This window comes from Methylobacterium sp. P3_A11 (genome assembly GCF_056403155.1).
This window is the reverse complement of record NZ_JBFUGA010000136.1, coordinates 1-13,521: the sequence shown is the minus strand read 5'-3', so window position 1 is coordinate 13,521 and position 13,521 is coordinate 1. Positions and strand designations below refer to the sequence as shown.

14 protein-coding genes are annotated in these 13,521 nt (G+C 70.7%); 6 read left to right on the top strand and 8 right to left on the bottom strand.

The window, feature by feature from the left end; translation table 11 throughout:
* Together AC1DXK_RS27600 and AC1DXK_RS27595 are read right to left on the bottom strand one after the other, a co-directional pair.
* Positions 1 to 388: DUF58 domain-containing protein (locus AC1DXK_RS27600; protein ID WP_477299500.1), on the bottom strand; the 388-nt coding region annotated here is incomplete at its 3' end.
* 266 nt (positions 389 to 654) lie between these two features.
* Entirely contained in the window at positions 655 to 1,668 is a 1,014-nt protein-coding gene (locus AC1DXK_RS27595) for an AAA family ATPase (protein WP_457108176.1), read from the bottom strand.
* 236 nt (positions 1,669 to 1,904) lie between these two features.
* Here AC1DXK_RS27595 and AC1DXK_RS27590 point away from each other — a divergent pair, with 236 nt between their 5' ends.
* The gene (locus AC1DXK_RS27590; RefSeq protein ID WP_457108175.1) at positions 1,905 to 2,615 is read left to right on the top strand and encodes an MgtC/SapB family protein; all 711 of its coding nucleotides are present in this window, start codon (positions 1,905 to 1,907) and stop codon (positions 2,613 to 2,615) included.
* A 140-nt stretch (positions 2,616 to 2,755) separates the two neighbouring features.
* On the opposite strand, the gene AC1DXK_RS27585 is transcribed toward AC1DXK_RS27590, so the two are convergent.
* Positions 2,756 to 3,346 carry a TetR/AcrR family transcriptional regulator gene (locus AC1DXK_RS27585; protein ID WP_457108174.1) on the bottom strand — a complete coding sequence of 197 codons (591 nt, stop codon included), beginning with the start codon at positions 3,344 to 3,346 and terminating at the stop codon, positions 2,756 to 2,758.
* Positions 3,343 to 3,807 carry a nuclear transport factor 2 family protein gene (locus AC1DXK_RS27580; protein ID WP_457108173.1) on the bottom strand — a complete coding sequence of 155 codons (465 nt, stop codon included), beginning with the start codon at positions 3,805 to 3,807 and terminating at the stop codon, positions 3,343 to 3,345. Before AC1DXK_RS27580 ends, AC1DXK_RS27585 begins: the two co-directional genes overlap by 4 nt.
* A 288-nt stretch (positions 3,808 to 4,095) precedes the next feature.
* Between AC1DXK_RS27580 and AC1DXK_RS27575 the strand changes: the two genes are divergently transcribed.
* On the top strand, positions 4,096 to 4,782 hold the full coding sequence (locus AC1DXK_RS27575; RefSeq protein WP_457108172.1) for an SDR family oxidoreductase: 687 nt from the start codon (positions 4,096 to 4,098) through the stop codon (positions 4,780 to 4,782).
* 21 nt (positions 4,783 to 4,803) lie between these two features.
* Here AC1DXK_RS27575 and AC1DXK_RS27570 read toward each other — a convergent pair whose 3' ends face one another.
* Positions 4,804 to 5,136 carry a hypothetical protein gene (locus AC1DXK_RS27570; protein WP_457108171.1) on the bottom strand — a complete coding sequence of 111 codons (333 nt, stop codon included), beginning with the start codon at positions 5,134 to 5,136 and terminating at the stop codon, positions 4,804 to 4,806.
* 293 nt (positions 5,137 to 5,429) lie between these two features.
* On the opposite strand from AC1DXK_RS27570, the gene AC1DXK_RS27565 reads away from it, so the two are divergent.
* The 4 genes from AC1DXK_RS27565 to rnhA all read left to right on the top strand — a co-directional run bounded on the left by AC1DXK_RS27565 (position 5,430) and on the right by rnhA (position 8,962).
* On the top strand, positions 5,430 to 6,275 hold the full coding sequence (locus AC1DXK_RS27565) for a C40 family peptidase (protein WP_457108170.1): 846 nt from the start codon (positions 5,430 to 5,432) through the stop codon (positions 6,273 to 6,275).
* 120 nt (positions 6,276 to 6,395) lie between these two features.
* A complete protein-coding gene (ispH, locus tag AC1DXK_RS27560; protein ID WP_457108169.1) occupies positions 6,396 to 7,397 on the top strand; it encodes a 4-hydroxy-3-methylbut-2-enyl diphosphate reductase in 1,002 nt (333 codons plus the stop codon).
* Between the two features lie 118 nt (positions 7,398 to 7,515).
* Positions 7,516 to 8,481, top strand: coding sequence for a homoserine kinase (locus tag AC1DXK_RS27555; protein ID WP_457108168.1), 966 nt, complete (start codon positions 7,516 to 7,518; stop codon positions 8,479 to 8,481).
* A 7-nt stretch (positions 8,482 to 8,488) separates the two neighbouring features.
* Positions 8,489 to 8,962 (top strand): ribonuclease HI, encoded by a 474-nt coding sequence (gene rnhA, locus AC1DXK_RS27550; protein WP_457108167.1) that lies wholly within the window; start codon positions 8,489 to 8,491, stop codon positions 8,960 to 8,962.
* A 30-nt stretch (positions 8,963 to 8,992) separates the two neighbouring features.
* On the opposite strand, the gene zwf is transcribed toward rnhA, so the two are convergent.
* The 3 genes from zwf to AC1DXK_RS27535 all read right to left on the bottom strand — a co-directional run.
* A complete protein-coding gene (gene zwf, locus AC1DXK_RS27545; RefSeq protein ID WP_457108166.1) occupies positions 8,993 to 10,519 on the bottom strand; it encodes a glucose-6-phosphate dehydrogenase in 1,527 nt (508 codons plus the stop codon).
* A gap of 296 nt (positions 10,520 to 10,815) precedes the next feature.
* The gene (locus AC1DXK_RS27540) at positions 10,816 to 12,366 is read right to left on the bottom strand and encodes an efflux transporter outer membrane subunit (protein WP_457108165.1); all 1,551 of its coding nucleotides are present in this window, start codon (positions 12,364 to 12,366) and stop codon (positions 10,816 to 10,818) included.
* A gap of 188 nt (positions 12,367 to 12,554) precedes the next feature.
* Positions 12,555 to 13,521 (bottom strand): efflux RND transporter permease subunit (locus tag AC1DXK_RS27535; protein ID WP_477299499.1); only part of this gene is annotated, 967 nt, incomplete at its 5' end.

Sequence of the window (13,521 nt, the reverse complement as noted above, 5' to 3'; positions counted from 1 at the left end):
GCAGCACGGTCGGCGCCCCGGAGCCCGCGACCGCGAGGCCGACCCGGCCGCCATCGGCCGCGACCCGCCAGCCGAGCAGCGCCAGGGCCTCGGCGGCCGCCACCGAGCGCAGCGCCCGGCGAGTGCCGAACAGCATGGAGGGCCGGAAATCGGCGAGGAGCACCACGGCCCGGTCGCGCTCGTCGTGGTGGGTGCGGACATGGAGCTGCCCGGTGCGGGCCGTGGCGTTGCGGTCGATGAAGCGCCGGTCGTCGCCCTCGGACCACAGGCGGACGTCCTCCGGCTCGGAACCGCGCCCGCGGCGCCGGGTGACGATGCCGCCGGGCAGACCTGCCAACGTCCGGGTGGCGGGTGCGGAACCCCGCCGCGCGAGGTGGCGCAGGCCCATCAGGGCCTCGCCCGAGAGGTGGATGCCGGCGGCGCTTCCGATCCCTGCACCATTTGCGGGGATGGGCGGCCCGGCCGTCGGGCCGGGTCGGGCCGGGTCGAAGTCCCGCGCGCGGGGAGCGCCGCTTCCGAAGAGGGATGTGGCCGTCCCATCGGGCGAGCCCGTGCCCAAAGCGTCTCTCCCCGCTCCCCCCCTGCTGCGCACGGTACCCTCCCCCGCAGAGGGGGGAGGGGATCTGCGGCGCGCCTGCCCGAACCCGAACACCGTCAGAGCGCCCGCACCCGCTGAACCAGCTCGCCGACGAGGCCGCGCGCCGTCTTGCCCTCGGCGGCCGCCCGCCAGGTCAGGCCGATGCGGTGGGAGAGCGCGTCCCGGGCGAGTTCGGTGACGTCCTCGGGGATGACGTGGTCGCGGCCCCGCAGCCAGGCCCGGGCCTTGCCGGCCATCATCAGCGCCAGGGTGCCCCGCGGCGAGGCCGGGTGCTCGATCATGGCGCGCAGGTCCGGGGCGGCCACGTCGGTGCGGGTCGCCGCCACCAGCCGGACCAGATAATCCTTGAGCGCCGGCGACACGTAAGTGGCGAGCGCCGCCTCCCGGGCGGCCCGCACGTCCGCCAGCGACAGCCGCATGGTCATGGCGTCGACGTGATGGGTGATCTCGCCCTCCACGAGGTCGAGGATCGCCCGTTCGGTCGCCTCGTCGGGCATGTCGACCACGACGTGGAGCAGGAAGCGGTCGAGCTGCGCCTCCGGCAGCGGAAAGGTGCCGGCATGCTCGATCGGGTTCTGGGTCGCCACGACCATGAACGGATCGGAGAGCCGATGGGTGTGACCGGAGACCGTCACCTGCCCCTCGGCCATGGATTCGAGGAGTGCCGACTGGACCTTCGGGGGGGCGCGGTTGACCTCGTCCACCAGCACGAGGGCGTGGAACAGGGGTCCGGGCAGGAACTCGAAGGTGCCGCTGTCCTGGCGCCAGACGGTGGTGCCGGTCAGATCGGCCGGCATCAGGTCCGGGGTGCACTGGATGCGCGCGAAGGAGCCGTCGAGGCCGTCGGCCAGCCGCTTGACCGCGCGGGTCTTGGCCAGCCCCGGCGCGCCCTCGATCAGCAGGTGGCCGCCGGTCAGGAGCCCGATCAGCAGGCGCTCGACGAGGCCGGCGCTGCCGATCAGGCCGCGCTCCAGGCCCTCGCGCAGCGCCATGACGCGGCCGTGAAGGCCGGCGTCGGGCGTGCTGCTGGCAACGCTGTCGGACCGGCGCTCAGCGAGGGCGCCGCTCATGCGGAGAAAGATCCTGCGCGGATCGACTCCGCCGGGTGGTGGGCCATGTCCGGGGCCGCGTCCTGCATCCTGCACGTCTCCTCGGCCGGGTCCCGAATTCTTAAGGGATCCTCAGGCTCTTGCCGGTGTGCCCGCTGCCCGGTGCGGCCGTCAATCCCGGTTCGGATGCCCTTTCGGATCGGGGCCGGTCCATGGTGTCACGGTTTCGTCACCTCCCCGCTCCCATGAGGTCGCGGATGACCAGCTACGCCGCCCTGCCCGAAGAAGTGAAATCCGCCATCGGCCTGCTCGTGGCCTTCGTGCTCGGCACGATCATCGGGGCCGAACGCCAGTACCGGCAGCGCACCGCGGGCCTGCGCACGGCGGTGCTCGTCGCGGTGGGGGCCAGCGCCTTCGTCGATCTCGGCATGCGGCTCACCGGTCCGGACGGGGGCGTCCGCACGGTAGCCTACGTGATCTCCGGCATCGGCTTCCTCGGCGCCGGCGTGATCATGAAGGAGGGCATGAACGTCCGCGGCCTCAACACGGCTGCCACCCTGTGGTGCTCGGCCGCCGTCGGGGCCTTCTGCGGTGCGGACCTGCCCCTGGAGGCGGTGTTCGTGATGGTGACGGTGCTGGCCTGCAACACCGCCCTCCGGCCCCTGGTGAACGCCATCAACCGCGCGCCGATCCGCGAATCCGCCACGGAGGCGACCTACGAGGTCCAGGTGACCACGGCGCCCGGCGAGGCCGGGCCGGCCCAGGACATGCTGGTGGAGCGTCTGGAGGCGGCGAACTACCCGGTCGGCAGCGTCGAGATCGAGGAGCGGGGCGAGACCGCGGTCGACGTGGTGGCGACGCTCACGGCCAGCGCCGTGAAGGCGGAGGAACTCGACGCCGTGACCAACGAGCTGGCCCGCATGCCCGGTATCCGCCACGCCACGTGGTCGGTGCAGACCGCCGATTGATTGAATTTGCGGTCAAAGCGCGGTCCGCTCGACCGTACCGGTGGCTGCCTCCGACCCAACCCCGCTGGTCCGGACTGCATCCGGGCGGCCTGGAACCGGACGTTCGGATGCAGGACGCTTTTTTGGCGAAGCGGCGTCATTCATCGGCCTGCGCTATGACGAGCGATCGCGCCGAGCAGGGTCGAATGCTGTCGGTGAACGACCCGGAGAAAGGCCTCTTCCTCTCCCAAGGCTCGCGCCAACACGATCGCGCCCTGTATCCCCGACACCGCCTCCTCCGCGAGCTGCACGGCCAGTGATTTGGGAATGCCCCCGGCTTCGAGGCAGTGGGCCAGCGCCGATATCCAGCGCGCGAAGTAACGCCTTGTCCGAACCGCAAAAACCGCGCCGGAGGCATTCAGACCGATGCAGCCGACGAGGCAGACCCTTCGGCCGGACCGGAAGTAGGCCGTCACGTCGTCGATCATGGACGTGACGGCCGCTGCCGGATCCTGTGCCTGCTCCAGCGGCGAGAAGATCGCCGTCGCAAACCAGGAATCGATGTCGGCAAGGACCGCCTCCATCATCTCTTCCTTCCCGCCCGGGAAGAAGTTGTAGAGGCTGCCCTTGCCGAGCCCGGTCGCCTTCGACAGCACCGACAGGCTCGCGCCCTCGAACCCGTGCTCGCGGAACGCTTCCGCCAGTGCCGGCACGGCGCCGGCACGCTCCGTCAGGACCCGCTTCGCGCTCAAAGACCGAGGTCGCTGAGCGAGGGGTGATCGTCGGGTCGGCGGCCAAGCGGCCAACGGTATTTGCGCTCCGCTTCGGTGATCGGCATCTCGTTGATGCTGGCATGGCGGTGCGCCATCAATCCGTCGTCAGCGAATTCCCAGTTCTCATTGCCGTAGGCGCGGAACCAGTGTCCGCTGTCGTCGCGATACTCATAGGCATAGCGCACCGCGATACGGTTGCCGGTGAAGGCCCACAGCTCCTTGACCAGCCTGTATTCGTGCTCCTTGTTCCATTTGCGCGTGAGGAAGGCCTGCGCCTCCTCCCGATTCGTCACGAATTCGACCCGGTTCCGCCAGCGCGTGTCGTGCGTGTAGGCCAACGCGACCTTGGCCGCGTCGCGCGTGTTCCAGCCGTCCTCGGCAAGGCGCACCTTCTCAATCGCCGACTCTTCGGTGAACGGTGGAAGCGGAGGACGGGACATCAGATCGCCTTTCTGAATCAGTTTGTACCGTTCGGTACAAAGGCGCGGTCGATCCGTCAATCCCCGTCAGGCCAACCTGCTTCTCCGGACCGGCCTCTGCAGGCGGCCAGCAGCCTCGTCCCGCGCTTCCGTTCCGAAAGCGGACGGTCTCGAAACCACCCGACGCGGATCCGGGCCGGGTCGTGCGGGGCACGTTCGAACCCCGGACTCTGACCGTTCGGGACTCAACCCGGACACGAAACCTCCGGATCCGATCAGACTTTATCCGGCCGATCCCGGAGACCCATCATGACCCAATCGCAGAAGCACGCGCTGATCGTCGGAGCCTCCCGCGGCCTGGGGCTCGGCCTCGTCGAGACCTTCCTGGCCCGCGGCTGGCGGGTCACTGCCACCCAGCGCACGCCGTCCCCGGCTCTCGCCCGCCTGGGTTCGGAGGCCCTGCGCGTCGAGACCGCCGACATCGACGACGATCCCGGCGTCGCCGCCCTGCACGAGCGGCTGGCCTCCGAGCGTTTCGCGCTGATCTTCGTGGTGGCCGGCATCGCCACGCAGGCGCACGACCCGGCGCACGCGGTGCCCCGCGCGATCGCCGCGCAGGTCTACCTCACCAACGCGATCAGCCCGATCCGCTTCGCCGAGGCTTTCCGCGACCGCCTCGCCCCCGGCGGCAGCATCGCCCTGATGAGTTCGATCCTCGGCAGCGTCAGCCTGAACGAGACCGGCGGCTGGGAGACCTACCGGGCCAGCAAGGCGGCGCTGAACACCCTGGCGCGCAGCTTCGAGATCCGGCACCGGGCGGAGAACGTCTCCGTGCTGATCCTGCATCCGGGCTGGGTGCGTACCGAGATGGGCGGCGCGGAGGCCGACATCGACGTGGCGACCAGCGTCACAGGCCTCGCCGACGTGATCGGGGCGCAGCTCGGCCGGCCGGGCGCCCACTACCTCGACTACCGCGGCGAGACGCTGCCATGGTGACGCGGTCTCCCTGACGGGCGCTCAGCGGCGTGGATCGAGGGGGCGGCTGCGCCGCTCGATCACCACGGTCGGGCGGGTGCGGCGCTCGACCACCACGGTGCGGAGCGCCCGGCTCGGGCTCGCCTGGGTCAGGATCCGCTCGGGGACGCGCTCCGGCTTGGCCTTCTTGGCCGCCAGAACGTGCGGGCGGACCTCGTCGGCCGGCAGGCCCATCAGGCCGGCGGCGATCTCGACCTGCTGCTCGACATCGTCGGCGAGATCCTGCGCGGCGGCGACCGCCTCGTTCACCGTCGGCGGCTCGCGGCGGACGCGGATCGGCGGCAGGTCGGCGAAGCTCTTCTGTGTCTTCTTCACGGGGCGACTCGCGGTCTTCATCCGACAGACATAGCGCCTTCCAGGACAGTTGTGCAGTGCATCAAAAACCTGTGAGCGCCGTCTCGGGCACATGCCTGGGGGCGGATGACGCGGCGTTGGGCAGTGCCGCAAGGAGCATCCCAAGGGCGGACCGAAGCACGCGATCAATCCGGCGGCAGAATCCGTCCGAACTCACGCGCGGTGCGACATAGAAGCGCAGAGAGCTGCCTGTGGGGCTCGGCCGCAGCGCGGTCACCCGCCGACGTTAAGGCCCGCCGTGATACCGTGACCCGATGACAGACACCCTCGATCCCCGCCTCACCCCGGCCCGCCCGGAGGTCGCCGCTCTCGGCCTGCGGGATCGCGTCACGGCGGCCCGTTACGTGGCCGCGACGCCGCGCCGGGTCACGGCACCCGCCGCCCCCCTGCGCCGGGCTCCGTCCCCCCAGGCCGGGCTCGACACCGAGGCGCTCCTCGGCGACGCGGTCGATCTGTACGACGAGACCGAGGGCTTCGCCTTCGTGCAGCTCGTCCGCGACGGCTATGTCGGCTACCTGCCAGCCGCCTGCCTCGGCCCGGCCGAGCCGGAGCCGACGCACCGGGTCACGGCCCTGCGCACCTTCCTGTATCCCGAGCCGGACTTGAAACGACCGGTCCGCGGCCACCTCAGCCTCGGCGCCCGCCTCGTGGCGACAGGCGCGTCGGGCGCGTATCTGGAGACCCCGGGGGGCTACGTGTTCGCCGCGCATTGTTCGCCCGTGGCGACCCACGAACCGGACTACGTGGCCACGGCCGTGCGGCTGGCCGGGACGCCCTATCTGTGGGGTGGGCGCACGAGCCTCGGGCTCGACTGCTCCGGCCTGGTGCAGCTCTGCCTGGACGCGGCGGGGCTGCCCTGCCCCCGCGACGCCGACATGCAGGAGGCGGCTCTCGGGCAGGCCTTGCCCCTCGACCTCGCATGCCTGCGCCGGGGCGACCTCGTGTTCTGGCGCGGCCATGTCGGTCTGATGCGCGATTCCGAGACGCTCATCCATGCCAACGGCCACCACATGGCGGTGGCGGCCGAGCCGCTGGCGGAGGCCGTCTCCCGGATCCGGGCCACCAGCTTCGGTGCGGTCACCAGCCTCCGGCGCCTTTAAGGCGGCGGGGTCCAAGTCCCGCGGCAATCGTGCTACAGGGCGCCGCCGCGTCCCTCTTCCTGCCCGGTTCGTGGGTCACTCCTGTTGACAGGAGTACCCCGCCCTCGCCACATCGCCCCCATGACCGCCGATATCGCGACCCCCGAGCCCGTCCCGGGCACCGCCGGCAAGCCGCCGCTGGAGATCCTGCTCTGCGCCCCGCGCGGCTTCTGCGCCGGCGTGGTGCGGGCCATCGACGTCGTGGAGCGAGCTCTCGCCATCTATGGGCCGCCCGTCTACGTCCGCCACGAGATCGTGCACAACAAGTACGTCGTGGAGAGCCTGAAGCGGAAGGGCGCCGTGTTCGTCCGCGAACTCGACGAGGTGCCGGACGGCGGCGCCCCGGTGATCTTCTCCGCCCACGGCGTCGCCAAGACCGTGCCGGCCAATGCCGATTCGCGCGGCCTGACCACCATCGACGCCACCTGTCCGCTGGTCACCAAGGTCCACCGCGAGGCCGAGATCCACCACAAGCGCGGCCGCCACGTGCTGCTGGTCGGCCATTCCGGCCATCCGGAGGTCGTCGGCACCATGGGCCAGCTGCCCAAGGGCTCGATCACCCTGGTGGAGGACCTCGACCAGATCGCGGCCCTGACCCCCGACAACCCCGACAACCTCGCCTGGGTCACCCAGACGACCCTGTCGGTGGACGACACCCGGCACATCGTCGACGCCCTCAAGAAGAAGTTCCCGACCATCACCGGGCCGCATAAGGACGACATCTGCTACGCCACCACGAATCGCCAGGAGGCGGTGAAGCAGGTGGCGCCGCTGGTGGACGCCCTGATCGTCGTCGGGTCCTCGAACTCCTCGAACTCGCAGCGCCTGCGCGAGGTCGCCGAGCGCGTCGGCTGCCCGATCACCCGTCTGGTGCTCCGCGCCGAGGAGATCGACTGGCCGGCCTTCGAGGGCATCCGCAAGCTCGGCTTGACCGCCGGCGCCTCGGCCCCCGAGGTGCTGGTCGAGGAGATCATCGACGCCTTCGCGGCCCGCTACGACGTCGTCGTCGACACGGTCTCGACGGTGATCGAGGACATGGTCTTCCCGCTGCCGCGGGAGCTGCGCAGCGAGGCCGCCGAATAGGCAGTTTCGGACCGCGCAGCCTGCGGGGCCGCTCGGCCTCGAGGCCCGGCAGGGTCTGTGCGGGGGCGCTGCGGCGCCCCTCGCCTTATCGAAGTTCCGACATTCAGAGCGCGCATACGTGGCCGTCTACACCGAGGTATCCGACGCGGCGCTCGCTGAGTTCCTGTCCGCCTACGCGATCGGCGGCCTGCTCTCCTACAAGGGCATCGCCGAAGGGGTCGAGAACTCGAACTTCTTCCTGCACACCACCGACGGCGCCTACATCCTGACCCTCTACGAGAAGCGGGTCCGCGAGCAGGACCTGCCGTTCTTCATCGGCCTGATGGAGCATCTCTCGGCCCGCGGCCTCGCCTGCCCGCAACCGGTGCGGGACCGGACCGGCCAGGCCCTCGGACAGCTCTGCGGCCGGCCCGCCGCCATCGTGAGCTTCCTGGAGGGCGTCTCGGTCAAGGCGCCGGGCGCGGAGCATTGCCGGGAACTCGGCCGGGCGCTGGCCGAGCTGCACGCCGCCGGCCGGGATTTTCCGATGGTGCGGGACAACAGCCTCTCGGTCGCCGCATGGCGGCCGCTGTTCGCGCAGGCCGAGGCTCAGGCCGACTCGGTCGCCCCCGGCCTCGTCGAACGGACCCGGGCCGACCTCGCCGTCCTAGAGGCGCACTGGCCCCGGAACCTGCCGGGCGGGGTGATCCACGCGGATCTCTTCACCGACAACGTGTTCTTCATCGGCGACGCCCTGTCGGGCCTGATCGATTTCTACTTCGCCTGCACCGACGCCTTCGCGTACGACCTCGCGGTCTGCCTCAACGCGTGGTGCTTCGACCCCGACGGTCCCTTCCACCGGGACAGGGCGGCGGCGCTGATCGCCGGCTACGAGGCGGTGCGGCCCCTGGAGACCGCCGAGGTCGCGGCGCTGCCGATCCTGTGCCGCGGCGCCGCTCTGCGCTTCATGCTGACCCGGCTGGTCGACTGGCTGAACGTGCCTCCCGGCGCCCTGGTCAGGCCGAAGGACCCACGGGAATTCGATCGCCGGCTCGCCTTTCACCGGCAGGCGCGGGACGCGCGGGATTACGGCCGCCAGGGTTGATGACCGGATGAGCACCGAGACGACCGAGGCGGCCTCCGAGCCGACGCGGGTCAAGATCTACACCGACGGCGCCTGCTCGGGAAATCCGGGTCCCGGCGGCTGGGGGGCGATCCTAATCTTCGGCGACACCCGGAAGGAACTCTCCGGGGGCGAGGCCCACACCACCAACAACCGGATGGAGATCCTGGCGGCGATCGAGGCGCTCGAGGCCCTGAAGCGCCCCTGCCGGGTCGACCTGTTCACGGACTCGCAGTACCTGCGCCAGGGCATCACCGGCTGGATCCACAACTGGAAGGCGCGAGGCTGGCGGACCGCCGACAAGAAGCCCGTCAAGAACGAGGACCTCTGGCGGCGCGTCGACGCCGCCCGGGAGCGCCACGAGGTGGCATGGCATTGGGTGAAGGGCCATGCCAGCGACCCGCTGAACAACCGGGTCGACGCGCTGGCCGTGGCGGCGATGCTGCCGTTCAAGCGGCGCTGAACGGCGTTCCCGCGCCCCGGGCCGGATCGTTCAGTCGGTCTCGCCGTCGAGGCCCAGCCAGTGGCGGCCGTCCCGGGCCAGGAGGTCGTCGGCCTCCGTTGGGCCGGCGCTTCCGGCCGGGTAGAACGCCACCCCCGGCTGCGGCCAGCCCTTGAGCAGGGGATCCACCGCGCTCCAGCCGGCCTCGATGTTGTCGGCGCGCTGGAACAGCGTCGCGTCGCCGGTCATGCAATCGTAGAGCAGCGTCTCGTAGCCGACATTCGGCGTGTCGGCGAAGAAGTCCTTGTAGCGGAAGCCGGAGCGTACCCGGCCGATCTTCATCTGCGGCCCGGGCACCTTCACGTTGAACTCCGTGCTGACCCCATGGTCCGGATCGACCAGGATCCGCATCACGGTCGGGCCGAGATCGGCGTTGGGCGTATCGGCGAACATCTTGAACGGTGCCGGCTTGAACAGCACCGCGATCTCGGTGCGCCGGCCGGTCATGCGCTTGCCGGTGCGGACGTAGAACGGCACCCCGGCCCAGCGCCAGTTCTCGATGTGGAGCTTCAGGGCGATGTAGGTCTCGGTGACCGAGTCCTTCGCCACGTGCGGCTCGTCCCGGTAGGCGGGCACGTCGCGTCCCTCCGAGGTGCCGGCCGTGTACTGGCCGCGCACCGCGTCCTCGGGCGGGATCGGCCGCACGGCCTCGGCGAGCTTGGCCTTCTCGGTGCGCACGGCCTCCGCGTCGAAGGAGTTCGGCGGCTCCATGGCGACCATGCAGAGCAGCTGGAACATGTGGTTCGGCACCATGTCGCGCAGCGCCCCGGTGGGCTCGTAGAAGCCGCCGCGCTCCTCGACGCCGACCGTCTCGGCGGCGGTGATCTGGATGCTGTCGATGTATTCCCGCCGCCAGACCGGCTCCAGCAGGCCGTTGGCGAAGCGGAACGCCATGATCGACTGGACCGTCTCCTTACCGAGAAAGTGGTCGATCCGGTAGAATTGGCTCTCGTCGCCTTGGCGGAGGATGCGCGCGTTGAGGTCCCGGGCCGAAGCGAGGTCCGAGCCGAACGGCTTCTCGATCACAACCCGGCGGAACTGGTTCTCCGCCTGCTTGAGCAGGCCCGCCTGCCCGAGCCCGTCCACGATGGTGCCGAAGAAGCGGGCCGCCACCGCGCAGTAGAACACCGCGCTGCCGTTCACCCGCTGCTTGACGGCCTCGAAGGTCTCGGGCTTCTCGAAATCGCCCTTGAGGTAGTACAGTCGCTCCCGGATGAAGCCCCAGCTCTTCGCGTCGATGTGATCGGCGTGGAACTCGGAGGTCGGATCCTTGCTGAACGCCTCCAGGGTCTGGGTGAGGGTGTCGCGCAGGGTTTCGTCGGTACCGTCGCCGTGGTCGACGCCCAGGATCGAGAAGCCCTCCGGCAGCAATCCCGCGCCCGCGAGGTTGTAGAGCGACGGCATCAGCAGGCGCTTGGTCAGGTCTCCGCCCGCCCCGAAGATCACCAGCGTGCAGGGGGGGGCGGGCTGCGTACCGCAGGCCGCGTCATCCTTGAGAGCTGTCGTCGGCCCGGCCATCCCTGACTCCCGTCTGGCTGCGCTGCAGCAAACCGGCCTGACAACCCGCCGCAGCGAAGCCCGTTCCGGCGCCGATGAGGCTGTGCCGTGCCGATCCTAGGACCGGGCGCCCCGCATGCATACCCACGCGCGCGAACCCCGGACCCATGGGCCCGTCGTCCTCAGCGCACGGCATGACCGGCACGCCCCCTGGATCACGTCGCTGCGCACGCGCCGGTGCAAGGTGTGCGGCAGCCTTCACCGGACGATCGCGTGCGCAAGGCCGCCGCTCGGACCGGCGGGAGGATCGCAGCAGCCTACTCGTCGGGGCGGACCGCCTGACCGCCCTGGTCGATCGGCAGGCTCGGACCCTTCAGCTCGGAATCGCTCGGCAGGGAGCGCACGTCCCAGCCGCCGCCGAGTGCCCGGATCAACGTCACCGCCGCGGTGAAGCGGCTCAAGCGTACCTGGAGGGCGTTGATCTCGTTGGTCACGAGCAATCCCTGCGCGGTCACCACCGTGGTGAAGTTCTGCGTGCCGGCCCTGTATTCGTTGAGCGTGATCTCGACGGCCTTGCGGGACAGGTCCACGGCCGTGTCCTGCGCCCCCTGCTGCTGGCCCAGGATGCGCAGCGCCGCCATCTGGTTCTCGACCTCCGCGAAGGCGGCGAGCACCACCTGCCGGTAATTGGCCACCGCGGCGTCGTAGCCGGCTTCCGCTGAGCGCAGGGCCGCCGTGCGCGCGCCGCCGTCGAACAGGACCTCGCTGCCCGATGCGGCCACCGACCAGACTTGGTTGGCGGCCGAGAGCAGGCCGTTTCGGGTCGCCCCGGAGATGCCGCCCTGGGCCGAGATCGTCACGGTGGGGAAGAAGGCCGCCACCGCCACGCCGATGCGCTCGCTCTGCGCCTGGACGAGGCGCTCGGCCTGGGCGACGTCCGGCCGCCGCTCCAGCAGGTCGCTGGGGATCCCAACCGGCACGCCGGGCGGATTGCGCGGGATGCCGGCCACCGGGACCGACACCTCGGAGGGCGGCCGCCCGATCAGGGTGGCGATGGCGTTCACGTACTGCACCCGGGTCAGGCGCACCGCGATGGCCTGGGCCTCGATGGTCTGGACCTGGGTCTGCGCCGTGATCACGTCGGAGCGGGCCGCCACGCCGGCGGCGTATTGGTTCTCGGTGATCGCAAGCGTCTTCTTGAAGTTCGCGACGTTCTCGTCGAGCACCTTCTGGAGCGCATCGGCGTAGCGCACGGTCAGGTAATCGGCCGCCACTTCCGCCTGGATGGTCAGGCGGGTCAGCGCGAGGGTGGCGGCGTCGGATTGCGCCAGGGCCGCCTCACTCTCGATGGTGCGGCGGGTGCCACCGAACAGGTCGAGTTCCCAGCTCGCCTGACCGAGCAGCGACACGTTGGTGCGGGTGGTGGTGCCGCTGCCGGTCCGGGTGATGCTCGGCGCCCCGATCACCGTCGGGTACAGGGCGGCCTGGGCGGAGGCGACCAGCGCCCGCGCCTGCCGGTAATTCGCCACCGCCTGCCGGAGGGACTGGTTGTCGACGTCGACGAGGCGGATCAGCCGGTCCAGGGTCGGATCGCGAAAGACCCGCCACCAGTCGCCCCGCTCGGCCGCATCGTTGGGCCGGGCCTCGCGCCAGCCCTTCCGGCGCGCGGCGACGGAGGCTGGGCTGTCCTCCCGGACRCCGCCCTGCCTGTAGGCGAAGGGCGTCTCCACCGAGGGTCGGGCATAGTCGGGTCCGACCACGCAGCCGGCGAGGAGGGGCGCGGCGAGGAGGAGGGCGGCGAGGGTGCGGGGCCGCCGATCGGCAGCGGCAGGTTCGTGGCTCAACGGTCCAATGGAAGCAGGCGTCATGCCCACCCGCGCCCTCATCCTGAGGTGACGGAGCGCAGCGGAGGCGTCGACGGAGCCCTCCAGCCGGCCGCGCGATCCCTGGAGCTCTCCTTCGAGGCTGCTGCGCAGCCCCTCAGGATGAGGGGCATGCTGGGACAAACCCGCACCCGCGACCGGAGCCGCCGCTGTTTCACGTGAAACCTTAACCATCACTCTCCGGCCGGCAGTGCCGCTTCTCCGCCCCGTCCGGCGCGCCTGCGCCGGTTGAGCACCCTGTGCCGGAGGCGATCGAGGGTGAGGTAGACGACGGGGGTGGTGTAGAGGGTCAGGATCTGGCTCACAATCAGCCCGCCGACGATGGCGATGCCCAGGGGGCGGCGCAGCTCCGCGCCCTCGCCGTTGGCCAGGATCAGCGGCACGGCGCCGAGCATGGCGGCCAGCGTCGTCATCATGATCGGCCGGAAGCGCAGGAGACAGGCCTCGCGGATCGCGTCCACGGGATTCGCGCCGCGGGTCCGCTCGGCGTCGATCGCCACGTCGATCATCATGATCGCGTTCTTCTTCACGATGCCGATGAGCAGGAACACGGCGATCAGCGCGATGATGGTGAAGTCGGTCCCGGTCACCAGCAGGGCCAGAACCGCGCCGACGCCGGCCGAGGGGAGGGTGGAGAGGATCGTGAGCGGGTGCACGAAGCTCTCGTAGAGAACGCCGAGCACCGCGTAGACCGCCAGGATCGCCGCCAGGATCAGGAGCGGCTGGCGCGACGCGGAGGCGACGTAGTTCTTGGCCGCACCCGCATACTCGCCGTGGATCGTGGCGGGCAGCTGCAGGGAGGCCATCGCCCGGTCGATCGCGTCGGTGGCGTCCGACAGGCTCTTGCCCGGGGCGAGGTTGAACGAGATCGTGGTCGCCACGAACAGGCCCTGGTGGCTCACCTGCACGGGGGCGCTGCCCGGCTCGATCCGCGCGAAGGCCGAGAGCGGGACCATCGTCTCCTTCGAAGCTGAGACCGGCGCGCTCGACGAGGCGCCCCCCTTGCTCGCCGCGATGGCGTTGGAGGAGGCGTTGCGGGCCGAGTCGGACGCGATGGCCGCGGCGTTCGAGGCGGTGTCGGCGGTGCTGGCCGCAGCCGCCGCGGCCGCGACGGCTCCGGTCCCGCCCGAGGCGCTACCC